Annotated in this window: 18 protein-coding genes and 1 pseudogene; 13 read left to right on the top strand and 6 right to left on the bottom strand. The window is 74.4% G+C overall.

The window, feature by feature from the left end; translation table 11 throughout:
- The first annotated feature begins 70 nt into the window (after positions 1-70).
- Positions 71-1,300 (top strand): glycosyltransferase, encoded by a 1,230-nt coding sequence (locus ACZ64A_RS05610; RefSeq protein WP_469809071.1) that lies wholly within the window; start codon positions 71-73, stop codon positions 1,298-1,300.
- 103 nt (positions 1,301-1,403) lie between these two features.
- Positions 1,404-2,657 carry a YncE family protein gene (locus ACZ64A_RS05605; protein WP_469808389.1) on the top strand — a complete coding sequence of 418 codons (1,254 nt, stop codon included), beginning with the start codon at positions 1,404-1,406 and terminating at the stop codon, positions 2,655-2,657.
- Positions 2,658-2,877: 220 nt separating this feature from the next.
- On the opposite strand, the gene ACZ64A_RS05600 is transcribed toward ACZ64A_RS05605, so the two are convergent.
- Positions 2,878-3,378, bottom strand: a complete 501-nt coding sequence (locus ACZ64A_RS05600) for a metallophosphoesterase family protein (RefSeq protein WP_469808388.1) — start codon at positions 3,376-3,378, stop codon at positions 2,878-2,880.
- Positions 3,379-3,518: 140 nt separating this feature from the next.
- On the opposite strand from ACZ64A_RS05600, the gene ACZ64A_RS05595 reads away from it, so the two are divergent.
- Positions 3,519-3,974 (top strand): MarR family winged helix-turn-helix transcriptional regulator, encoded by a 456-nt coding sequence (locus tag ACZ64A_RS05595; RefSeq protein ID WP_469808387.1) that lies wholly within the window; start codon positions 3,519-3,521, stop codon positions 3,972-3,974.
- A gap of 77 nt (positions 3,975-4,051) precedes the next feature.
- A complete protein-coding gene (locus ACZ64A_RS05590; protein ID WP_469808386.1) occupies positions 4,052-4,636 on the top strand; it encodes a hydrolase in 585 nt (194 codons plus the stop codon).
- A 58-nt stretch (positions 4,637-4,694) separates the two neighbouring features.
- Here the strand turns inward: ACZ64A_RS05590 and ACZ64A_RS05585 are convergent, their stop codons facing one another.
- From ACZ64A_RS05585 to ACZ64A_RS05575, 3 genes are all read right to left on the bottom strand, one after another.
- On the bottom strand, positions 4,695-4,877 hold the full coding sequence (locus ACZ64A_RS05585) for a hypothetical protein (RefSeq protein WP_469808384.1): 183 nt from the start codon (positions 4,875-4,877) through the stop codon (positions 4,695-4,697).
- 148 nt (positions 4,878-5,025) lie between these two features.
- Positions 5,026-5,445, bottom strand: coding sequence for a CBS domain-containing protein (locus ACZ64A_RS05580; protein WP_469808383.1), 420 nt, complete (start codon positions 5,443-5,445; stop codon positions 5,026-5,028).
- 67 nt (positions 5,446-5,512) lie between these two features.
- Complete coding sequence (locus ACZ64A_RS05575; protein WP_469808382.1) at positions 5,513-7,954, bottom strand: SpoIIE family protein phosphatase; 2,442 nt, start codon at positions 7,952-7,954, stop codon at positions 5,513-5,515.
- A gap of 193 nt (positions 7,955-8,147) precedes the next feature.
- On the opposite strand from ACZ64A_RS05575, the gene lanKC reads away from it, so the two are divergent.
- From lanKC to ACZ64A_RS05555, 4 genes are all read left to right on the top strand, one after another.
- Entirely contained in the window at positions 8,148-10,712 is a 2,565-nt protein-coding gene (lanKC, locus tag ACZ64A_RS05570) for a class III lanthionine synthetase LanKC (protein WP_469808380.1), read from the top strand.
- Positions 10,713-10,776: 64 nt separating this feature from the next.
- Positions 10,777-10,893: a SapB/AmfS family lanthipeptide gene (locus ACZ64A_RS05565; RefSeq protein WP_361629739.1), complete on the top strand. Its 117-nt coding sequence runs from the start codon at positions 10,777-10,779 to the stop codon at positions 10,891-10,893.
- Between the two features lie 99 nt (positions 10,894-10,992).
- On the top strand, positions 10,993-12,729 hold the full coding sequence (locus tag ACZ64A_RS05560) for an ABC transporter ATP-binding protein (protein ID WP_469808379.1): 1,737 nt from the start codon (positions 10,993-10,995) through the stop codon (positions 12,727-12,729).
- The gene (locus tag ACZ64A_RS05555; protein ID WP_469808377.1) at positions 12,726-14,621 is read left to right on the top strand and encodes an ATP-binding cassette domain-containing protein; all 1,896 of its coding nucleotides are present in this window, start codon (positions 12,726-12,728) and stop codon (positions 14,619-14,621) included. Before ACZ64A_RS05560 ends, ACZ64A_RS05555 begins: the two co-directional genes overlap by 4 nt.
- Here ACZ64A_RS05555 and ACZ64A_RS05550 read toward each other — a convergent pair.
- Positions 14,544-15,122: pseudogene (locus ACZ64A_RS05550) on the bottom strand (LuxR C-terminal-related transcriptional regulator); the annotation flags it as partial. The gene ACZ64A_RS05555 and the pseudogene ACZ64A_RS05550 overlap by 78 nt on opposite strands.
- Positions 15,123-15,463: 341 nt before the next feature.
- Here ACZ64A_RS05550 and ACZ64A_RS05545 point away from each other — a divergent pair.
- Positions 15,464-17,608 (top strand): PP2C family protein-serine/threonine phosphatase, encoded by a 2,145-nt coding sequence (locus tag ACZ64A_RS05545; protein WP_469809070.1) that lies wholly within the window; start codon positions 15,464-15,466, stop codon positions 17,606-17,608.
- Positions 17,609-17,716: 108 nt separating this feature from the next.
- On the opposite strand, the gene ACZ64A_RS05540 is transcribed toward ACZ64A_RS05545, so the two are convergent.
- Positions 17,717-19,117 carry a S1 family peptidase gene (locus tag ACZ64A_RS05540; protein WP_469808376.1) on the bottom strand — a complete coding sequence of 467 codons (1,401 nt, stop codon included), beginning with the start codon at positions 19,115-19,117 and terminating at the stop codon, positions 17,717-17,719.
- A gap of 176 nt (positions 19,118-19,293) precedes the next feature.
- Here ACZ64A_RS05540 and ACZ64A_RS05535 point away from each other — a divergent pair, with 176 nt between their 5' ends.
- The 4 genes from ACZ64A_RS05535 to ACZ64A_RS05520 all read left to right on the top strand — a co-directional run bounded on the left by ACZ64A_RS05535 (position 19,294) and on the right by ACZ64A_RS05520 (position 23,529).
- Positions 19,294-19,707 (top strand): PaaI family thioesterase, encoded by a 414-nt coding sequence (locus ACZ64A_RS05535; protein WP_469808375.1) that lies wholly within the window; start codon positions 19,294-19,296, stop codon positions 19,705-19,707.
- Between the two features lie 483 nt (positions 19,708-20,190).
- Positions 20,191-20,406 (top strand): type A2 lantipeptide, encoded by a 216-nt coding sequence (locus tag ACZ64A_RS05530; RefSeq protein WP_469808373.1) that lies wholly within the window; start codon positions 20,191-20,193, stop codon positions 20,404-20,406.
- Positions 20,407-20,500: 94 nt separating this feature from the next.
- Positions 20,501-21,307, top strand: a complete 807-nt coding sequence (locus tag ACZ64A_RS05525; RefSeq protein WP_469808372.1) for a hypothetical protein — start codon at positions 20,501-20,503, stop codon at positions 21,305-21,307.
- Complete coding sequence (locus ACZ64A_RS05520) at positions 21,304-23,529, top strand: NHLP family bacteriocin export ABC transporter peptidase/permease/ATPase subunit (RefSeq protein WP_469808371.1); 2,226 nt, start codon at positions 21,304-21,306, stop codon at positions 23,527-23,529. The genes ACZ64A_RS05525 and ACZ64A_RS05520 overlap by 4 nt, the downstream gene beginning before the upstream one ends.

Genomic DNA, 23,529 nt, shown 5'->3' with positions numbered 1-23,529 from the left:
CGTTTCCCGCGGGTCGTTCCTGCGGACGCGCGGGATCCTCGCCATACTGCGCTGCGTGCGTGTGGCGATCATGACGGCGGGATCCCGGGGCGACGCGGCCCCTTTCACCGGTCTCGGGCACGCCCTGGTCCGGGCGGGGCACGAGGTCACCCTGGTCACCCATGAGCGGTTCGCGCCGCTCCTGGCGGGTTCGGGGGTGGCTTTTCGCGCGCTGCCGGTGGATCCGCGGGCGGAGCTGGAGTCGGCCCGCGGACGGGGCCTGCACCGCAGCGTGACCGGGGTGGGCAAGCTGGTGCGGGTGGTGGCGATGGCGCGGGCGCTGGCCGGCCGGATGACCGACGCGCTGCTGGCGGCCGCCGAGGACGCCGACGTGCTCCTCCTCGGCGCCGCGCTCGGCCCGCTGGGGCACACCGTCGCCGAGGGCCTGGGCCGGCCGAGCGTGGGCCTGCATCTGCAACCGCTGGCCGCCACAGGCGAGTTCGCGCCGCCTCTGCTCACCACCGGTTCCTGGGGCGGGGCGGTGAACCGGGTCGCGGGGCTCGGGGTGAACCTCGCCGTGGAGCACGTCTTCGCCTCCGCCGTGCCGGCCGTCCGAGCCCGGCTGGGGCTGGCGCCGGTCCGCCCGGCGGCGGCACTGCGCGCCCGGGAGCGGCAGCGCTGGCCGGTGCTGCACGGCTTCAGCCCCCTGGTGGTGCCCCGGCCGCGGGACTGGCGGCCGGGCCTGGAGGTGACCGGCTACTGGTGGCCGTACGACCTCGAGCGCGAACTTCCGCGGAAGCTGCGGGAGTTCCTGGACGCCGGGCCGCCGCCGGTGTTCGTCGGGCTGGGCAGTGCCACCGTGCCCGACGCGCGCGGCTTCAGTGCGGCCGTCGCGGGTGCGCTGCGCCGGGCGGGACTGCGCGGGGTGATCCAGCGCGGCTGGGGCGGGCTGAGCGCCGACGGTGACGATCTGCTGCTCGTCGACGACGTGCCGCACTCGCTGCTGTTCCCGCGGATGGCGGCGGTGGTCCACCACTGCGGTGCCGGGACGACCGCGGCGGGGCTGCGGGCCGGCGTGCCGGCGGTGCCGGTGCCGGTCCAGTTCGACGAACGCTTCTGGGCAGGCCGGCTGGTCGCCCTGGGCGTCGCCCCGCGCACCCTGCCGCTGCGCCGCCTCACGGCCGGCGCCCTGGCCTCCGCACTCGTGGAGGCGGTCACCGACCCGGCGTACGGGCGGCGGGCCCGGGACCTGGGGGCGCGGATCCGCGCGGAGGACGGCGAGGCGCCGGTCCTGCGGGCGCTGGAGAGGATCTCGGCATAGGTGCGTCCGCACTCTTGCCGGGGCGGGCACCCCTTCCTTACTTTGCAGTAAGTCCCTTGTGCATCACGTGTGTTCGGGTTCCACCCCACCCCGAGGAGCCGTCATGCCCGCCTTCCGACCCCGCCTTGTGTGCACGGTCGCCGCCGCGCTCGCGCTCACCGCCGTCTCTCCCGCCACCGCCGCCCGCGCCGATGCCCGCTCCGATGCCCCGGGGCTGCGGGAGGTGCTCTTCGTCGGCAACAACTGGGACGGCACGGCCGACGTCATCGCCTCCAGCGGCGACTTCGCGCGGATCGGCCGGATCGACGTCGTACCGGACAAGGAACAGCGGCTGGCGGAGATCAACGCCGATCCGGTGAAGTGGGTGTACTTCATGGCGATCCGCAACAGCGTCGGCGAGGGACACGACCAGTTCGCCGACGACATGTACTCCACACCCGACGGCCGCTCGGTCGTCGTCTCGCGGCCCAGCTTCGCCGACGTCGTCTCGATCGACCTGGCCACGGGCAGGCTCAACTGGCGTTTCCCGGTGTCCGGTCACCGCGCCGACCACATGGCCGTCTCCCCCGACGGCACCCGGGTCGCGGTGTCCGCGTCCACCGCGAACACGGTGCACGTCCTGGACATCGTCACCGGCCGGCAGCTCGGCTCCTTCGCCACCGGGGACAAGCCGCACGAGAACATCTTCACCAAGGACGGCAAGTACCTCTGGAACATGGCCATCGGCGACGTGAACACCGCGCTGGACGCGCCCTGGCTGGACTGGACGAAGGGCGACCGGCACATCACCGTCGTCGACGCGACGACGTACAAGCCGGTCAAGGTGATCGACATGCGCGAGCGGCTCGACGCGATCGGGCTGAAGGACTACTCCGACGCGGTGCGGCCGGCCGTGTTCTCCCCCGACGAGTCGAAGCTGTACTTCCAGGTGTCGTTCTTCAACGGCTTCTTCGAGTACGACCTCGCCACCGACCGGATCACGCGGACCAAGACCCTGCCGAAGAACCCCGCCACCAGTGACGACCGCACCACCTTCGTCAACGACTCCCGCCACCACGGCCTGTCGATGAAACCGGACGGCAGCAAACTGTGCGTGGCGGGCACGATGGACGACTACGCGACCGTCGTCGACCGCGCCACCCTCCAGGAGGGCCCGCTGGTCCCCGCGTCCAAGCCGTACTGGGCCACGGTCAGCGGCGACGGACGGGACTGTGTGATCTCGGAGAGCGGCGCCGACCAGGTCACGGCCATCGACTTCGCCACGGGACGCAAGCGGATCTCGGTCCCCGTCGGCGACCATCCGCAACGGGTGCGCCTGGGCCATGTCACCGCCGGCTGGACCGGTTCGAGCAGCTGAGCGCCGATCCGCGGGGGCGGAAAAAAAGTTCCGCGGCGTCTGTGTGTGACCGGGTCGGTATGGGGTAGTCGCGCCATATATGGACGAGGCATGCACCGCATGCGTCGCCCTTGAGGAACCGCCCATCGAAGGAGGTCCGTGTCAGCGCAATCCACTCGCAGCGCCCGGGCCGCTTCCATCGAGGTGAGCGGCCCGGCCCATGCCCGGACCCGGGAGGGTGTCAGCGGCGTGGCAGCCGGTGCAGAACGACATCCGTGAGGCGTCCGTCCGCCACCGTGGCCGTGAGGTAGGTGCAGTGGGGCTGACGGCGGCGGTCCGTCGGGGAGCCGGGGTTGAGCAGCCGCAGGCCGCCCGGCGCGGTGGTGTCCCAGGGGATGTGGCTGTGCCCGAAGACCAGGACGTCCAGGTCGGGGAAGCGGGCGGCGCAGCGGGCCTCGCGGCCCTGGGCGGGGCCGGTCTCGTGGACCACGCCGAAGCGCAGGCCGCCCAGGTCGGCGCGGGCCACCTCGGGCAGCCGGGCGCGCAGCCCGGGGCCGTCGTTGTTGCCGTGGACCGCGATCAGCCGGCGGCTGCGGCTCTCCAGCAGGTCGAGGGTGACGGTGTCGACCCAGTCGCCGGCGTGCAGGACGACGTCGGCCTCGGGCAGCTCGGCGAGCAGCGGCGCCGGCAGCTCCTTGGCGCGCTTGGGGAGATGGGTGTCGGACATCAGCAGCAGGCGCACGGTTTCAGCGTACGGCGCGGGCCCGCGGCGGCGGGGTGGCGGCTCGCGGCAGGTGCGCTCGCTCGTCCGCGGGGGACGTGCTCAGGAAAACTGTTCAGGTGAAACTGGACAGTTTTGCCTGAAGAAATTACCGTCGGGGCATGGCCCGCGACGAGAACGCCTCGCAGATCTCCGGCAGCGCCGCCCGCGCCGCCCAGGAGCTGCGCGTCCTGATCGGGCGGCTGCGCCGCCGCGTCAGGGAGGTCGCCGGGGACGACGCGCTCACCCCGTCGCAGGTCTCCGCGCTCACCCTGGTCGGCAAGCACGGCGCCGCCACGGCGAGCGCGCTCGCGTCCGCCGAGGGGGTGCGTCCGCAGTCGATGGCGGCGACGCTGGCCGCGCTGGAGCAGCACGGCCTGATCCGGCGCAGCCCCGATCCCGCCGACGGCCGCCGTCAGCTGGTCACCCTGACCGAGTCCGGCCAGGACCGTATCGCCGGTGACCGGCAGGCCCGCGAGGAGTGGCTGACCCGCGCCCTGCAGGACCGGTTCACGGAGGCCGAGCGGCGCACGGTGCTCGAGGCGCTGGCGTTGCTGGAGCGGCTGTCGCAGCCGTGACCCGTCCTCGCTCCCGGAAGAGCCCGAGCCCGGGGGCCTCACCCGAAGTCCGCAGTACCCGAACGAAAGGCCCGACCATGGCAGTCACCGCTCTCGATCCGCGCACCGCTCTCGTGGTGATCGATCTCCAGGCGGGGATCGCCGGCGCGCCCGTGCAGCCGTACTCCGGCGCCGATGTCGTCGCCCGTTCCGCCCGGCTCGCGGACGCGTTCCGGGAGCGCGGCCTGCCGGTCGTGCTGGTGCGGGTGTCGTTCGCCGCCGACGGCGCCGACGCGGTCCCCGGGCGCACCGAAGCCCCCAGGGCGGGGGGTGCCCGCCCCGAGGGCTGGGACGTCATCGTGCCGGAACTGGCCGGGCACGCCGGCGACATCATCGTCACCAAGCACAACTGGGGTGCCTTCCACGGCACCGACCTGGACGTGCAGCTGCGCCGCCGCGGAGTGACGCAGATCGTGCTGACCGGCATCGCCACCAGCATCGGCGTCGAGTCGACCGCCCGGGCCGCGCACGAGCACGGCTACCACGTCACCCTCGCCACGGACGCCATGAGCGACATGGACGCCGAGGCGCACGCAGGCAGTGTGCGGCGGATCTTCCCGCGGCTGGGCGAGACGGGCACGACCGAGGAGATCCTCGAACTCCTCGCCAAGACGCACGCCTGACGCGCGCCGGCCGGCCGGTCCTGCCCGGGTCCGCCTGCGTACCGGCCGGGGCCTCGCCTCAGTCTTCGCCCCGGACGATGTTCCCATCGGTTCCGGTGCGCGATGCGGGCTCCGCGCCGGGGTCCGCCACGGCGGGCAGGCAGGTGCGCAGCGCGCGCTGGCGGCGTAGCCTGCGGGCCCTCGCCCAACCGGTCTCGGCTCGGCGTACCACGGTTTTGTCCTGGGAGTGAGCGGTCGTCACGGCGTCTCATCTTCCTTCTGCTGCCCGCGCGTTCCTTCGGTCGCACTACGCCGCCGGGTCCCCGGACGTCCCGGATTCAAACAGACGTCCGTCGACCGGGCGGGCGCTCGGCCGTGCGTCGAGGGCGGGGCCCGGGCCGGACGGGGCGTCAGACGTTGGGGGTGGCCGCGCTGATGTCGCCGAGGGCCGAGTCGGGGTCGCGTTCCATGGCGGTGTCGCCGAGGGAGACGATGCCGACCGGGTGGCCGTGGTCGACGACGGGGATACGGCGTACGGCGTGCTCGCGCATGAGGCGGATGGCGAGACTCAGGTCGTCGTCGGGGCCGACGGTGACCACGTCGTCGCTGCAGATGCCGGCGACGGTGGTCTGCTCCGGGTCGCCGCCGTCGGCGATACCGCGTACGACCAGGTCGCGGTCGGTGACCAGGCCGCGCAGGTCGTCGCCGTCGGTCACCAGGACCGCGCCGAGGTCCTCGTCGCGCATCAGCCGCGCCACGGCCGTGACGGAGGCCTGCGGCTCCACGGCGACCGGGTCGGCGGTCATGATGTCGCGGACGTGCTGGGTCATGACGTACTCCTTGTCTCACGAGGGTGTGCGACCCGGGTTACCCGCGAAGGCCCGGTGACACAGGGATTCAGCGGGCGATGTCGATCTCGCTCCAGACTTGCTTGCCGCCGCTGACCGGGACCGCGCCCCACGCGTCCGACATGGCCTCCACCAGGAGGATGCCGCGGCCGCCGGTGGCCTCCCAGCCGATGCTGGTCGGTTTCACGGGGGTGCGCGGGGAGGCGTCGGCGACCGCGATGCGCAGCCGGTGGTTGACCAGGGTGAGGCCAAGGCGGACCTGCCCGCCGGTGTGCACGAGGGCGTTGGTGACGAGTTCGGAGACGACGAGCAGCGCGGCGTCGACGTCGGCCGCGGGGACGCCCCAGGCACGCAGGGTGCGCCGGGTGAAGCGGCGGGCGTGTCCGACGGCCTGCGGTACCCGCCACACCGTCCAGCTCTCCCGCAGCGGGCGCGAGGCCATCCCGTCGTAGCGCAGCAGGAGCAGGGCGACGTCGTCGCTGCGGTGGGCGTGGCCGAGGAGGGTGTCGGCGACCGTGCCGAGGTCGCCGACCCCGCAGCCGCCGAGGTCGCGGGCGAGCCGGGCGAGGCCGGTGTCGATGTCGGCGTCCGCCGACTCGACCAGGCCGTCCGTGGTGAGGGCGAGCACCGTGCCGGGCCGCAGGGACAGCGGGCCGAGCGGGAAGTCCGCCTGCGGGAGCACCCCGAGCGGCGGGCCGCCGTCGGACTCGACGATCTCGGTGCTGCCGTCGGGGTGGCGCAGCACCGGCGGCAGATGCCCGGCCCGTACGCACCACGCCGAGCCGGACTCCAGATCGAGGTCGACGTAGGCGCAGGTGGCGAACAGGTCGGTCTCCAGGTCGGCCAGCAGCCGGTTGGCGTGCGAGACGACCACGTCCGGCGGGTGGCCCTCGACGGCGTAGGCGCGCAGCGCGGTGCGCATCTGCCCCATGAGGGTGGCGGCGGCCGTGCTGTGGCCCTGGACGTCGCCGATGACCAGGGCGACGTGGTGGTCGGGCAGCGGGATCACGTCGTACCAGTCCCCGCCGACCTCCAGTCCCGCCGTGGCGGGCAGGTAGCGGGCGACCGCGACGGCGCCGGGCAGCGTGGGCAGGCGGCGCGGCAGCAGCTGGCGCTGAAGCATGCCGACGAGTTCGTGCTCGGCGTCGAAGGCGTGGGCGCGCATCAGGGCCTGCCCGGCGAGACCCGCCGAGGCGGTGAGCAGGGCGCGTTCGTCGGGGCCGAAGTCGTGCGGGGTGTCCCAGCCGATGAGACAGGCGCCGGCCATGCGGTGGCCGGCGGGCAGCGGCAGCACGGCGAGGCCGCCGGGCCCGACCTCGGCGAGGGCGGGTTCCAGGGCGGTGCCGGCGGGCCAGATCTGGGCGCGGCCCTCCCGCAGCGCGGCGGCGAGGGTCGGCATGGCCCGCACGGGCGCGTCGGGCCACTCGGCGCGCCACTCCAGCCGCCACAGCTCCGGCCACGCCTCCGGCTGCGGCGGGTCGAGGACGGTGACGACGAGCCGGTCGCCCTCCAGCTCGGCGAGCGCGATCCGGTCGGCCCGCAGCGGTTTGCGCAGCGCGGACACGACGGCCTGGCTGACGTCCCGTACGGTGCCCGCGGTGGCCAGCGTGGCGGCCAGGCGCTGCACCCGGGCCACGTCGGTGACGTCGGAGCGCAGCGCGGAGGTGTCCTCGACGGTGCCGACCAGCCGGGCGGGCCGGCCTTCCCCGCCGGGCAGCAGCCGGCCGCGCAGCCTGAGCCACCTGGGTGCCCCCGTGGGCTGCAGGATGCGGAACTCCAGCTCACGGTCGCCTATCGACATGTGGTCGGCCTCGACGACGGACATCAGCGCGGGCAGGTCCTCGGGGACGGTGAGCCGCAGCAGGGTCTCGACCTTGCCGTCGAAGTCCTCGCGGCCCAGCCCGAACAGCCGCAGGATGCCGTCGCCGACCGCGACCCGCCCGCTGTCCATGGCGAGGTCGAACGCGTCCGCGGGCAGCTCACCGGCCTCGGCGGCCGCGACCGGCACGCGCGTGGTGACGGCCGCGGCGACCAGCTCGAGACAGATGCGCGCCTCTGGGTCGAAGCCGCCGCTGTCCTCGCTGACGGCGAGCAGGCAGCCGCCGGTGCCCGGCAGGGGCAGCGCGGCCAGGTGGAAGTCGAGCGCGGGGACGCGCCGGGACGGCGCCCGCGCGGCCAGCTCGTGCGGCCCGAGCCACACCGCGCGCCCGGTGCGGTGCACATCGGCGGCCGGCGAGCGCCCGGACATCGGGTAGCTCTCGCGCAGGCCGTACACGGACCTCGGCACCCCGGCGGACTCCATCAGACACAGCAGGTCGCCGTCCCCACCCGGGGTGTAGACGGCGGCCAGCTGCGCGCCGGCGAAGACCAGCGCCTGTTCGAGGACCTGCCGGACCCGTTCGGGTGAGTCGCGGCCGGAGGCGAGCGCTTTGAGGGCACCTTCCGCGCGCAGTGTCCGCGGCTTGCGTCCCGCAGCTCCCTCACCGACCACGTCGGTATTACAGCGCGCATCCCCTCCGCGCGCAGCCCCTGCGACCGCGACCGCGCCGCGGCGGCCGAGCTGCTCGAAACGATCCGAACATCTGTTGACGCATGCGTTCTGCACGGCGATGTGATGACACACGTGACTGTCGGTGGCCGGTCACTCACTGGAAATCTCGAGGGCGGCCCAGGGAAGGGGAGGCATGGACAAGCGGTACGAGGTGTACGCCCTCGCGGACCGTCACTTCTACGACACGCCGGACCGGCTGTCGGACGGCGAGCAGGCCGCACCGCTGTTCGCGGCGGCGAGCCGTGAGGTGCCCGCGGGCTGGAGCGCGGCACGCGTCGGTGACTGGCTGACGCTGACCCCGCTCGCGGCGGACGGCCGGCCGCACTTCGGGCCGGCCCAGGGCTGGAAGATCCACGCCTCGGCCACCCGGGCGAACGCCGAGCGGATCGCGGCGATCGTGTGGGACTACTGCGTGCCGCGCCGCATCCCGTTCAAGTTCGTGCCCGGCCCGCACCTGCTGCACCTGCGCAACGCCAAGTACGCCGGGCGCGACACCAGCGGCAAGTTCGTCACCGTCTACCCGGACGGCGAGGAGCAGCTGCACACCGTGCTGCGCGAGCTGGGCGAGCTGCTGGAGGGCTTCGAGGGCCCCTACATCCTCACCGACCTGCGCTGGGGCGAGGGCCCGCTGTACGTCCGCTACGGCGCTTTCGCGCGCTCCTTCGTCGTGGACGAGCGCGGCGCGCTGGTGCCGGCGGTGCGGGACGGGGAGGGCCGGCTGGTGCCGGACCGGCGCTCGCCGTCCTTCCAGGTGCCCGAGTGGGTGACGCTGCCCGCGTTCCTCGAGCCGCATCTGGCGGCGCGCAACACCACCACGGTGGGTGACCTGCCGTACCGCATCGACAAGGCGCTGCACTTCTCCAACGGCGGCGGGGTGTACGCGGCGACCGACACCCGCGACGGCCGCAAGGTGGTGCTGAAGGAGGGCCGCCCGCACGCGGGACTCGCCTCCGACGGGGCCGACGCGATCGCCCGGCTGGAGCGGGAGAAGGAGGCGCTCGAGCGGCTGACGGGCACCGGTGTGGTGCCGGAGGTGCGGGACTGGTTCACGCTCGGCGACCACCGGTTCCTGGTGACGGACTTCGTCGAGGGACGGCCGCTGAACGCGTTCTTCGCGGAACGGCATCCGCTGCTCGCGCCGGACCCGGACCCCGGCGAGGTCGCCGCCTACACGGCGTGGGCGGTGCGCATCCACCGGGCCGTGGAGCAGGCGGTGGAGAAGGTCCACGCGCGCGGGATCGTCTTCAACGACCTGCACGTCTTCAACATCATGGTCGCCCCCGACGAGGAGTCGGTGTATCTGATCGACTTCGAGGCGGCCGCCCCGGTCGAGGAGCACGGCCGCCAGATCGTGGCCCACCCGGGATTCTTCGCGCCGCCCGACCGGCGCGGCGCCGACGTGGACCGCTATGCCCTGGCCTGTCTGCGGCTCGCGCTGTTCCTGCCGGTGACGACGCTGTTCGTGGTGGACCGCGGCAAGGCGGCCCATCTCGCCGAGGTGATCGCCCGGGAGTTCCCGGACGTGCCCCGGGACTTCCTGGAAGCGGCGGTCGCCGAGATCACCCGGGGGACGGCCGGCCGGTCCGCGGGATCCGTCCCGCTCGTCGATCCCGCCGACTGGCCGCACAGCCGGGACTCGATGACCAAGGCGATCCTCGCCTCGGCGACCCCGGAACGCGACGACCGGCTCTTCCCCGGCGACATCGCCCAGTTCTCCGACGGCGGCGGCCTGGGGCTCGCCCACGGGGCGGCCGGTGTGCTGTACGCGCTCGCCGCGACCGGCGCCGAACGCTACGACGAGGGCGAGCGCTGGCTGCTGGACCACACCGACCCGGCGCCGGTGGGCACCTCCCTGGGCCTGTACGACGGCCTCGCGGGCGTCGCCCACGTGCTGAATCTGCTGGGGCACCGGCAACGGGCCCTCGACCTGGTCGAGGGCATCCTCCGCGAACGCTGGCAGAACCTGTCCTCGGACCTGCACGGCGGACTCGCCGGGCTCGGCCTGGTCCTCGGCGCGCTCGCGGACACCACCGGCGAGAGCGAACTGGGCGAGCGGGCCGCCGAGGCCGCGCGGATCCTGGTCGGCCGCCTCGCCGAACCGCCCGCGGCGAAACGGCGGGCCGGCCTGTTGCGCGGCGCCACCGGACCCGCCCTGTTCCTGCTGCGGCAGTACGAGCGCTCCGGCGACAAGGAGCTGCTGCGGGCGGCCGGTGCGGCGCTCCAGCGCGACCTGGAGCGCTGCGTGGTGCGGCCGGGCGGCTCGCTGGAGGTCGACGAGGGCTGGCGCACCCTGCCGTACGTCGGCGACGGCAGCGCCGGGATCGGCATGGTCCTGGACGACTTCCTCACCCACGCGCCGTCGGCCGCCGAGCAGTTCGCCGCCGTACGGGCGGGCGTGCTGACGGCCGCGACCTCCCGCTTCTACGCGCAGCCCGGGCTGTTCCAGGGCCGCGCCGGAATGATCCTGCATCTGAGCCGCACCGGGGCGGCGCCGGAGCACCTGGCCGGCCAGATCTCCGGGCTCGGCTGGTACGCGATGGCCTACCAGGGCCAGCTCGCCTTCCCCGGCCACCAGATGATGCGGCTCTCCATGGACCTCGCCACCGGAACGGCGGGTTGTCTGCTGGCGCTCGGCGCGGCCTTCGACGGCCCCGGCCCGGCCCACCTGCCGTTCCTCCCGCCGCTCACGCGGCCCTAAAAGACGCGGCCGCAGTCCCGCGGTCGTGACACCACCCCTGTCCCCATGACGAAAGGACACGATCATGGCTCTTCTCGACCTGCAGACGATGGAGTCCGACGAGCACACCGGCGGCGGCGGCGCGAGCACCGTCAGCCTGTTGTCCTGCATCAGCGCCGCGAGCGTCCTGCTCTGTGTGTGACGCCCTCGGCGTGACACCCCTCGCGTGACCCCGGCTCCGGGTGGCCCCTCCGAGAGGGGGGCCACCCGGGGCCCTCACTCTTCTCCGGGAGCAGGCACGATGGCAGGTCCGCACGAGCGAGGCGACACGGTGGCCCGGGAGAGCCGGGAGCTGCTGCGCACGGCCGCCGGACACAGCGCGGCCCGGCGCACGGCGCTGTCCGTGGCCTCCGTCGCGTCGGCCGGCGCCGGGCTGCTGCTGCCCGCCGCGCTGGGCCGGGCCCTTGACCTGCTGCTGGCGCGCGAACCCGCGACGCGCTGGGTGCTGCTGTGCGCGGGGCTCGTGCTGCTGACCAGCGTCCTCGACGCGGCCGAGACCGTGCTGCACGGCACCGTCGACGCCCGTACCACCGCCTGGCTGCGCCGCCGTACGACGGACCATGTCCTCGCGCTCGGCCCCCGGGCGCAGGACCGCTTCCCGGCGGGCGAGCTGGTCGCCCGGCTGGTCGGGAACGCCGCGGCGGCCGGAACGGCACCCGCCGCCCGCGCCGCGCTGCCGGCCGCGGTCGCCGTGCCGGCCGGGGGTGTCGTCGCGCTGGCGCTGATCGACCCGTGGCTGGCGGTCGTCCTGCTCGCCGGGGCGCCACCGCTCTACCTGCTGCTGCGCGCCCTGGCCCGGGACACCTCCGCCTGCGTCGCCGACTACCAGCGGGTGCAGGGCCGGATGGCGGCGACCCTGGCGGAGGCCGTCGCCGGCCGGCGCACCATCCGCGCGGCCGGGCTCCAGGAACGGGAGACGGCGCGCGTCCTGACGCCGCTGCCCGAACTGTCCCGCGCCGGCCACCGCATGTGGCGGGTGCAGGGCCGGGCCGCGGCGCAGGCGGTCGCGGTCGCGCCGCTGCTGCAACTGGCGGTGGTGGCGGTCGCGGGCCTGCTGGTGGCACGGCACCGGCTCACCGCCGGGGAGCTGCTCGCCGCGTCCCGGTACGCGGTCCTCGCCACCGGTGTCGGCGCGCTCGTCGGACAGCTCACCTCGGTGGCGCGGGCGCGTGCGGCGGCGGGGCGGCTGGGTGAGCTGCACGCCGTGCCCGCGCCGCGGCACGGCCGGCGCCGGCTGCCCGAGGGCGGCCCCGGCCGGCTGGAGCTGCGCGGGGTGACCGCGCGACGCGGCGAGCGCACGGTGCTCGACGGGGTCGACCTGGTGGTGCCCGGCGGGAGCACCCTCGCTCTCGTCGGCCGCTCCGGGACGGGCAAGTCGCTGCTCGCCGCGCTCGCCGCACGGCTCACCGACCCGGACGCCGGGGAGGTCCTGCTGGACGGGGTCCCCCTGCGCGAGCTGTCCCACGAGGAGCTGCGCACCGCGGTGGCCTGCGCCTTCGACCGCCCGGTGCTGCTCGGCGCCACGGTGGAGGACGCACTCGCCCTGGGGCTGCCGCACCCCTCCCCCGCCCGCGTCCGGGAGGCGGCGCGTACCGCCCACGCCGACGACTTCGTGCGCCGCCTGCCCGCCGGGTACGCCACCGTCTGCGCCGACGCGCCACGCTCCGGCGGCGAGTCGCAGCGCCTGGGCCTCGCCCGGGCCTTCGCCCGGGGCGGACGGCTGCTCGTCCTGGACGACGCGCTGTCCAGCCTGGACACGGTCACCGAACATCGCATCACCGAGGCCCTGACCGCGCCCGGCCGGCACGGCACCCGCCTGCTCGTCGCCCACCGCGCCGCCACGGCCGCCCGCGCGGACGCCGTGGCCTGGCTGGACGGCGGACGCGTGCGGGCGGTGGGGCGGCACGAGACGCTGTGGCGGGACCCCGGGTACCGGGCGGTGTTCGCCGCTGCCGAGCCGGAAGAGGCACGACGGTGAGCGGCGCGGGGCGTACGCCCTCGGGGGCCGGGCTCCTCGCCAGGGGCGCCCGTTTCCTGCGCCGGCGGTGGCCCGTGCTGCTGCGACTTGCCGGCTGGTCGGTGCTGGAGACCGGGCAGACCTTCCTGCTCGGCTACGCCCTCGCCCGCGCCCTGGACGACGGGTTCCTCGCCGGGCGGGCCGGGACGGGGCTGGTCTGGCTGGCGGTGGCCGGCGCGGGCGTGCTGGTCGGCGCGCTGGGCACCGGGCGGGTGTACGGCGCCGTCGCCGCGCTGGTGGAACCGCTGCGGGACCGGCTGGTGACCCGGGTGGTGGAACGCGGGGTGCGCGAGGCGGACGACGGGGCGCTCTCGGGGCTCACCCAGCAGGTTGAGATCGCCCGGGACACCTTCGCCGGGCTGGTGATGGTGGCGCGGTCGTTCGTGTTCACGTCCGTCGGCGCGGTCGCCGGGCTGCTCGCCCTCGCCCCGCCGCTGCTGCTCGTCGTGGGACCGCCGCTGGCCGCCGGGGTGGCGCTGTTCGCGCTGACGCTGCGCCCGCTGGCCCGGCGCCAGGAGGCCTACCTCGCCGCCGACGAGGCCCTCGCCGCGCACCTCGGCGCGGTCTGCCCAGGGCTGCGGGACATCACGGCGTCCGGGGCGGAGGACCGCATCGCGGCGGACGTCGCCGCCGGCATCGACGCCGAACTGCGAGCGGCACGCTCCCTGGCCCGCTTCTCCATGCTGCGCACGGCGGCCCTCGCGGTCGGCGGCCACCTGCCGGCCGTCCTGGTGCCGGCCGCGGCGCCCTGGCTCCTGGCCCGCGGTGTCACCCCGGGCGCCCTGGTCGGCGCCCTCGCCTACGTCACCCAGTCCCTGCTGCCCGCGCTGCGCACCCTCGTCCACGGCCTCGGCACGAGCGGCGCCCGCCTGACGGTGGTCCTGCGTCGGCTGGCACCCGAGGGGGACGCCGGACGGCCGGTACCGGACGGTGAGCGGGGGGCGGCGGCCGCGGGGGGCCGCACGGCGGCTCCGGCGCCCGCCGAACCCGCCCTGCGCCTGACGGGGGTGACCTTCTCCTACGGGCCCGGCGCGGCCCCCGTCCTCGACGACCTCGGCCTCACGCTCCCGCCGGGCGCCCATCTGGCCGTCGTCGGGCCCAGCGGCATCGGCAAGTCGACGCTCACCGCGCTCGTGGCGGGGCTGCTCGAACCGGTGCGCGGCGGCATCCGGGTGTACGGCGCGCCGGTGCCCTCGGCGCGGGCCGCCGCGCTGCGGGTGCTCGTGCCGCAGGAGGCGTACGTCCACAGCGGCACCCTCGGTGAGAACCTGAGCCTGCTGCGGCCGGATCCGGTGCCCGAGCCCGAGCTGCTCGCGGCGGCCGACGCGGTCGGGCTCACTCCGTTGCTGGAGCGGCTCGGCGGCCCGGGGGCACCGGTGGACCCTGCGGCGCTGTCGGCGGGCGAGCGGCAGCTGATCGCGCTGGCCCGGGCCCATCTGTCGTATGCGCCGCTGGTGCTGCTGGACGAGGCGACCTGCCATCTGGACGCGGAGGCGGAGGAGCGCGCGGAGCGGGCCTTCGCCCGGCGGCCGGGCGGGACGCTGGTCGTGGTGGCCCACCGCATCAGCTCGGCGCGGCGCGCGGACCGTGTGCTGGTGCTGGACGGCCCGCGCACGGCGTACGGCACGCACGGCGAGCTGCTGGCCGGCTCGCCGCTGTACCGCGACCTGGTCGGCCACTGGGCCACGTGCTCAGACCCAGCCCTGGCCCTGGGAGATGCGGATGGCGTCGATGCGGTTGCGGGCGCCGGTCTTGCGGGTGATGGCGGCCATGTAGTTGCGCACCGTGCCGTGGGACAGGTGCAGGCTGCCGGCGATCTCCGCGAGGGAGGCGCCGCCGGCAGCCAGGGATAACACGCTCAGCTCGCGGCGGGTCAGCGGCATCTCGGCGGCCTCCAGGAAGCCGAAGCCGAGGGAGTCGTCGACGAAACGTTCCCCCTTGGCGACGCGCCGGATGCCCTCGATCAGGCGCTCGGGCGCGCCCTCCTTGCCGATGTAGCCGAGTGCCCCCGCCTCCCTGGCTCTTCGCAGCTGCCCCGGCCGGTGCGCGTCGGCCAGCACCAGCAGCCGCGGCCCCGTTCCGTCCGCCGGCCGCCCGCACAGATCCCCGAGCGGCGGGACACCCGGTGCGTCGGAGCACTCCAGGTCCGCCGCGCACACGTCGGGCCGTACCGACCGCAAGCGGACCGGTGCGGCACGCCATGAGGTGTCGTAGACGCGCAGGTCGTCCTCCCGGCGCAGCCAGTCCGCGAGGACGGACCGCACCAATGACGCGTCATGGACCAGAAGTACCCGGATCAATGCTGCCCCTTCAGCTCGTTGCGCCGGAGTCGTGGTGGTGAACGCGTGCCCCATTGTTGGCGTTCGTGACGTTCCCCGGTGGCAGAGATCCGGCCAACGCGGGGCGCGGGGGCGCACGGGTGCAGGCCGTGCACCGCCCCGCGCTCCGGCTGCCCGGGCATGATCGCCCGCGGGGCGGGGTAGCCGGATGGGTTTGCTCGGGCGCAGGGGCGCCGGCGGGCGATCCTGCCGCTCACCGGGCCGCCGCGACGGCCTAGGGGGTGTCTCGCGGGTGTTCGCCGTGCGCGGTCCGGCCCGGCGAGGCAGATTTGATCCCTGGGACCTCCCCGGGGCTTTCCGGCGTGCCTGCGGGGAATGCGTGCAACGTCGGGTCCGCGGCCGAGGCGGGCGAGGAGGTGGTCGGCGTGACCGACGGGCAGCCGCCCGGGCATGCTGCGCCGGCCCCCGGGGAGCCGGATGGCGGCCCCCTGCTGTCGCTGGCGCTGACGGCGATGCTGGAGGACGTCGGGGCGCACTCCGGCGCGGTGTACCTGCGCCTGCCCGACGAACCGGTGCTGGAGATGGCGGTGATGGTCGGCATGCCCCGGGCGTTCGCCGCGCCGTGGGAGCGGGTGGGGCTCGGCGCCCCGATCCCGGTCGCGGAGGCGGCCCGCGAGCGGCGCCCGGTGTGGGTCGGCGGCGAGGAGGAGATGGCCCGCCGCTACCCCCGGATCTCGGTGGTGCTCCCCTACCCCTTCGGGCTCGCCGCGTTGCCGGTCGCCACCGCCTCCACGGTGTACGGGGCGGTGTTCGTCACCTGGCCCGGCGGGCGTCCGGCCGAACCGCAGGAGGACGAGCTGCGGCGGCTGGCCACGGCCTGCGACCGCCTCGCGCGGCAGCTGGAGCGCGCCGCCGCCGAGGGCCGGCCGCTGCAGCACGAGCCGGATCTGCTGGCCGCGCCGCCGCCGGAGGGGCTGACCGGTTCGCTCGGCTCGGCGGAGGCCGCCCGGATGGTGGCGCGGCTGCCGTACGGGCTGTGCTCGCTGGACCTGAACGGCCGGGTCTCCTTCGTCAACGCGGCGGCGGCCGAGCTGCTGGGCGTCGACGTCGGTGCCCTGCTCGGCAACCAGCCGTGGACGACGCTGCCCTGGCTGCGCGATCCGATGTACGAGGACCGCTACCGGGCCGCGCTGATCAGCCAGCAGGTCACGTCGTTCGTGGCGATGCGCCCGCCCGGCACCTGGCTGTCGTTCCGCCTGTATCCGAGCACGACCGGGCTGAGCGTGCGCGTCTCCCGGGCCCGGGCGGTGTCGGAGCTGTACCGGGCCGGTCCGCAGCCCGGGGACACGCCGTCCCGGCTGGTGACCATCTCCCAGGTGCTGAGCCTGGCGGGGGCGCTGACCGAGGCGGTGGGTGTGCAGGACGTGGTGGAGCTGGTGGCGGCGGAGCTGGCCCCGGCCGTCGGCAGCCGGGCCGTGGTGCTGCTCGGCTCGCGGGCCGGCCGGCTGCACGTCCTGGGGCACCGCGGCTATCCGGACGCGCACGTCGTGGAGAGGTTCGACGGGACCCCGCTGGCCGAGCCGACACCGGGCACCCAGGCCCTCAACAGCGGGGTGCCCGCGTTCTTCGCCTCGCAGCGGGAGCTGGAGCGGCTCTACCCGTCCCGCCACTCCACCCCGGACGGCTTCGCGGCCTGGGCGTATCTGCCGCTGATCGCCTCCGGACGACCGGTCGGCACCTGCGTCCTCGCCTACGCCGAGCCGCACCCCTTCCCGGCCGACGAGCGCGCGGTGCTGACGAGCCTCGGCGGACTGATCGCGCAGGCGCTGGAACGCGCCCTGCTGTACGACGTGAAGCACCAGCTGGCGCACGGCCTGCAGGAGGCCCTGCTGCCGCACTCGCTGCCGTCGCTGCCCGGCATCGACGCCGCCGCGCGCTATCTGCCGGCGACCCGGGGCATGGACATCGGCGGCGACTTCTACGACCTGGTGCCCTCCCCGCCGCTGGCGGCGGCGGTCATCGGGGACGTACAGGGGCACAATGTGACCGCGGCGGGGCTGATGGGCCAGATCCGCACCGCGGTACGGGCGTACACGACCGTCGGGCACAGCCCGGGCGAGGTCATGAGCGCCACCAACCGGCTGCTGATCGACCTCGGCTCCGACCTGTTCGCCTCCTGTCTGTATCTGCGGCTGGACCCGGGACGCGGGCGCGCGGTGATGGCGCGTGCGGGGCATCCGCCGCCGCTGCTGCGCCGGCCGGACGGGCGCGTGAAGGTGCTCGACCGGGCGGGCGGTCCCCTGCTGGGCATCGATGCCGGGGCCGCGTACGCGACGACCGAGTTCGCACTGCCGCCGGGCGCGCTGCTCCTGCTGTACACCGACGGGCTGATCGAGTCCCCGGGCACCGACATCGAGGAGGCGCTGGCCGAGCTGTGCGAGCGGCTCGCCGACTGCGGCCGCGGGAACCTGGACGAACTCGCCGACGCCCTCGTCACGCAGTACACCGCCGGGGAGGACCGGATGGACGACGTGGCGCTGCTGCTTCTGCGGGCCCGCTGAGCCGGGCCGCGGTGAGCGGTCCGGCCCTCCCGCCGGAGGACCGGACCGTCTCCCCTGCCGGCCGGGAACCGCGGGTGAGGCCGGTCAGGGGGTCGGGGTGGGGCGAGGTCAGTTCGTCCCGGTGAGCGCGGAGCCGCCGCCCGCGCCGGAGCCGTCCTGAGCGCCGGAGTGGCCGGCTGCGCCTGAGCCGTCCTGAGCACCAGGCTTGTTCTCAGCGCCGGGTGCATTCTGAGCGCCAGGCGTGTTCTGAGCGCCGGAGCCGTCGCCCGTGCCCGAGCCGTCGCCCGCTGCCGAGCCGTCGCCCGTGCCGCTGCCGGACGCGGCACCGCCCGTCTGCTGGTCGCCCGCGCCCTGGCCGGTGCCGCCGGCACCGGACCCGGCACCCGCGGCGCCGCCCGCGCCCAGCGTCGCCCCGGTCGCCTGCAGTGCCGTCGTGACCGGCTGGAAGAACGTCTCCCCGCCGGACGTGCAGTCGCCGCTGCCGCCGGAGGTGAGCCCGACCGCGAGGCCGTCCTGGGTGAACAGGGAGCCGCCGCTGTCGCCGGGTTCGGCGCACACGTTCGTCTGGATGAGCCCGGTGACAGTGCCCTCGGGGTAGTTGACGGTGGCGTCGAGCCCGAGGACCTGCCCGTCGTGCAGTCCCGTCGTGCTGCCCATCCGGAGGACCTGCTGGCCGACGGTCGCGTCCGCGGCCTGGCTGATCTGCACGGTCTGCCCACCGCCCGCGTTCACCTCGCTGGGCGCCTGCGTGTTCGGGTCGTCGTACTTCACGAGGGAGAAGTCGCCGTTGCCGGGGAAGACGGCCTGGTCGACGGTGGCGATCGGCTGCCCGTTCTGGGCATCGGACCACTGCTTGGCCGCGACCCCGCAGTGACCGGCCGTCAGGAAGGCGGGCGAGCCGTCGGACGCCGTGACGTTGAAGCCGAGGGAGCAGCGCGCCCCGCCGCCGAAGATGGCGTCGCCGCCGGAGACGAACGTCTTGAAGGTCCCGGCGGACTTGTTCACGGTGGCCATGCCGGCGCCGAGGCTGCGCACGGTCGACTGGAGCCGGTCCCACCGCGCGCCGGTGACGGTGCGGTCGGCGGTGACCCGGAGTTTGTTCGTGCGCGGGTCGATCGCCCAGGCGGTGCCGGGTATGGAGGCGCGGGCCCTCAGCGTGCGGGCGCCCGACTTCAGGTCGGCCAGGCTGTGGGCGACCTGGCGCACGGCCGCGCCCGCCTTCTTGGCCTGCGCGACGACGTCGTTGTTGTCGCCGGGGACGACGTCGACGACCAGTTGGCGCTTGCCCGCGTCGTAGTAGGAGCCGGCGAAGGAGTCGCCCAGCAGGCTGGAGAGCTGGGCGGCCAGGCCCTGGGCGTCGGCCGCCTTGAGGGTGCGCGGGGCCGGTGTGCCCGAGGCACTGTCCTGCGAGGCGTTGGCCTGGGGCAGCAGGATCGCCGCCGCGCCGAGCGCCGCCACACCGCCCGCCGCCATCGCTGCCTTGCGCTTCGGGATTCGCTTGTGACTCAACCTTCTCGCCCTCCTGGGGGTTGTGGGGGTAGGGACCCTGTCAGCGGCGCCTGGACGGCCGTTGGTACGCAGGAGGCGGGTGGGGCGTTCAACGCGGTGCGCCAACGGGCGGGCCGCGGGCGGTGATTCGGCCAGGACGCGGGCGGAGCGGCCGCGTGGTGGGAACAATCCCCTGCATGACGATGACCACCGCCGAGGCGGACAAGATCCTCTCCGCCAACTTCGCGCCCTGGGTGCTGGATCTGGGGCTGTCCGTGCAGGAGATCGAACCGGGCCGGGCCGTGTTGCGGCTGCCCTGGTCGGACCGGCTGGCCCGGGAGGGCGGGGCGCTGTCGGGGCAGGCGCTGATGGCGGCCGCCGACACCGCGACCGTGCTCGCCGTGTCGGCGGCGCGCGACGGCTACGTCCCGATGACGACCGTGCAGCAGTCGACGTCGTTCCAGCGCGCCGTGACCGGGGCGGACGTCCTGGTCACGGCGGTGCTCACCAAGCTGGGCCGCCGGATGGCCTTCGCGGACGTGTCGCTCACCGACGCGGCCTCCGGCGAGCTGGCCGCCCATGCCACCACGGTGTACGCACTGCTCGGCTGACGCCCTCGGACTCGGTCCGGCGTCGGCCGGCACGACAGGTACGACTCCGACTCCGACTCCGACTCCGACTCCGACTCCGACTCCGACTGCACGATCAGTATCGATCCGGCGACGGTCGGTTGCGGACACGTAACGGAATACCTGCTTCAGGGAATCTGCACATCGAATGCTCAACCAGGTCACCGGGCGCCGCGTTTCTGCACAACCGCGCGGCGCCCGGACTTCGTTTGCGCCAAGTGCCCGTTTCGGCGGGCGAGCGGCAAGCGGGGGTGTGCGGTGATGCGGGGCGCGGTGTGAAGAAGTGGCCGACACGGCGTGCGCACGCCTGCACCTTTGGGTCGGCAAGCGGCACAAGTGCCCAGGTGAGAGCGATGGTTGATTGGAAGCGCGCGGTCACCGCGTGCTTTTATCCAACGCACCGCAGGGATCCCCGTGACCCCGGTACCCCCCTTGTGAAATACCCATACGAAGGGAAGTTCCATCATGAACTCCACCCCCCAGGTTGAGACCGTCGAGATCTCCGACGCCGAGCTGGACAACGTCTCCGGCGGTCTGTCCGTCAACGCCCTGAACACCGCCACCGGTGCCCTCAACGGCGTTGCCCCGGTCGCCGGCCTGGTCGACACGGTCGTCGGCACGGTCGAGGGTGTCACCGGCCTGAACACCGCCCCGGTCACCAACCTGGTCGCCGGTCTCTGATCGCACCCTTTGTGCCCCCGGGTCCCGGAAGCCGCCCCCCGGCTCCGGGACCCATGGGCGTGCCATCGGTGCAGTTGTCTCGATGTAGGTGATCGTGCAGTTCCGCCAACAGGCCCTCGCCAAGCTCCAGTCGCCGGAGGAGCTCGATCTTCCGGTGCGTCTCGCCCGCCCGCAGGGCTGGCTCGTGCTGTCGGTGACGGTGGTCGCGATCGTGGCCGCCTCGGTGTGGGCGGTGACCGGTTCGGTGGCCTCCACGGTCAGCGCGCCCGCCGTCCTCACCCACGGAGAGGGCAGTTACGTCCTGCAGAGCCCGGTCGCGGGACAGGTGACGGCGGTCCTCGCCGAGGAGGGCGCGCGGCTGCCCGCGAACGCCCCGGTGCTGAAGGTCCGTACGGCCGAGGGCGAGACCACGGTCCGCACGGTCGCCGCCGGCCGCATCACGGCGCTCGCCGCCACCATCGGGCAGATCATCTCCACCGGCGCGAACGTCGCCGCCGTCGAGAAGGTCGCCCACGCCGGTGACCCGCTCTACGCCACCGTGTACGTCCCGGCCGAGAACGCCTCCACCATTCCCGCGCACGCCGCCGTGGACCTGACCGTGCAGACGGTGCCGGCCCAGCAGTACGGCGTGCTGCGCGGCCATGTGAAGTCCGTGGAGCGCACCGCCCAGTCGGCGCAGGCCATCGGCGCGTTCCTCGGCGACAGCCAGCTCGGCGAGCAGTTCACGAAGAAGGGCCGGCCGGTGGCCGTCACGGTCGAGCTGGACACCTCCTCGCGCACCCGGAGCGGCTACCGGTGGTCGTCCGCGGACGGCCCGCCCTACGCCCTCACCTCCATGACGCTCGCCACGGGGTCGATCCGGCTGGCCGATCAGCGTCCCGTCGATTGGCTGCTGCCGTGACCACCGCCGCACCCGAGACCCGGGGCCGGCGCCGCGCCGCCCCGCCGAAGCGCTCCGTGCCGAAGCCGCGCGCGAAGACCGTGCGCACGCCGACCGTGCTGCAGATGGAGGCCGTGGAGTGCGGCGCCGCCTCCCTGGCGATGGTGCTCGGCCATCACGGCCGGCACGTCCCGCTGGAGGAGCTGCGCATCGCCTGCGGCGTCTCCCGCGACGGCTCACGCGCCTCCAACCTGCTCAAAGCGGCCCGCAGTTACGGTCTGACGGCCAAGGGCATGCAGATGGACCTGGCGGCACTCGCCGAGGTCACGGCGCCCGCGATCCTGTTCTGGGAGTTCAACCACTACGTCGTCTACGACGGCATGGGCCGCCGTTTCGGCCGCCGCGGCGTCTTCGTGAACGACCCCGCCAAGGGCCGCCGGTTCGTCACCCTGGAGGACTTCGACGGCAGCTTCACCGGCGTGGTGCTGGTGATGGAGCCGGGCGAGAACTTCACCACGGGCGGTCGCAGGCCCGGGGTGTGGGGCGCGATGCCCGCCCGGCTGAAGGGCACCGCCGGCACCCTGCCGGCCGCGGTGCTGGCGAGCCTGCTGCTGGTGCTGGTGGGCGCCGCGGTCCCCGCACTGAGCCGCACCTATATCGACATGTTCCTGATCGGCGGGCAGACCTCGCTGCTGGGCGTGCTGTTCACGTCCATGGCGGCCTGTGTCGCGCTCACCGTCGTACTCACCTGGCTGCAACAGGCGAACCTGCACCACGGCCGGATCATCTCATCGACGCTCTCCAGCGCCCGCTTCCTGCGGCATCTGCTGCGGCTGCCGGTCACCTTCTTCTCCCAGCGCAGCCCCGCCGACCTGGTACAGCGGCTGCAGTCCAACGACCAGGTCGCCGAGACCCTGGCCCGCGATCTGGCGGCGGCGGGCGTGGACGCGGTGGTCGTCGTGCTGTACGCGATCCTGCTGTACACCTACGACCCGCAGCTGACGGTCGTCGGCATCGGCGTGGCCCTGCTGAACGTCGTCGCCATGCGGGTGGTGATCCGGCTGCGCTCGACGCGCACGGCGAAGCTGCGCGCCGACAGCGCCCGGCTGACCAACACCGCCTACACCGGCCTGCAGCTCATCGAGACGATGAAGGCGACCGGCGGCGAGGACGGCTACTTCCGCAAGTGGGCCGGGCAGCACGCCACCACGCTGGAGGAGCAGCAGCGGCTCGGCGTGCCGAGCGCCTGGCTGGGCGTGGTCGCGCCGACGCTCGCCACGCTGAACAGCGCGCTGATCCTGTGGATCGGCGGCATGCGGGCGATCGAGGGGCACCTCTCGGTCGGTCTGCTGGTGGCCTTCCAGGCGCTGGTGACCCGCTTCACCGCCCCCCTGACCCGGCTGAACGGCGTCGCGGGACGCATCCAGGACTTCGCCGCGGACGTGGCCCGGCTGAAGGACGTGGAGAACTTCCGCGCCGATCCGCTCTACGGCCGCAAGGGCGGCGCCGACTCCACCCGGCGGCTGCACGGCCATGTCGAGCTGGAGAACATCACCTTCGGCTACAGCCCCCTGGACAAGCCGCTGCTGACCGGCTTCGACCTGACGGTCGGTCCCGGCCGGCAGGTGGCCCTGGTCGGCGGCTCCGGAAGCGGCAAGTCGACGGTGTCCCGGCTGATCGCGGGCCTGTACACACCGTGGGAGGGCGTGATCCGCATCGACGGGCAGCGCCTGGAGGACATCCCGCGCGGCGCGCTCGCGGCCTCGGTGTCCTTCGTCGACCAGGACGTGTTCCTGTTCGAGGGAACGGTCCGCGACAACGTGGCGCTGTGGGACCCCTCGATCCCCGACGACGCCGTGCTGGAGGCGCTGCGCGACGCGGCGCTGTACGACGTGGTGATGCGCCGGCCCGGCGGCGTGCACAGCAGGGTGGAGCAGGACGGCCGCAACTTCTCCGGCGGGCAGCGCCAGCGCCTGGAGATCGCGCGGGCCCTGGTGCGCCGCCCGAGCATCCTCGTCCTGGACGAGGTCACCAGCGCCCTGGACGCCGAGACCGAGCAGATCGTCATGGACAACCTGCGCCGCCGCGGCTGCGCCTGCGTGGTGATCGCGCACCGGCTGAGCACCGTGCGCGACAGCGACGAGATCGTCGTGCTCCAGCACGGCCAGATCGTGGAGCGCGGGCGGCACGAGGAGCTGGTGGCGCACGGCGGCGCATACGCGGCGCTGGTCAGGGAGCGGTGA

This window comes from Streptomyces sp. NPDC104814 (assembly GCF_055583185.1).
The sequence above is the reverse complement of the archived record's forward strand: the minus strand, read 5'-3'. Positions and strand labels throughout refer to the sequence as shown.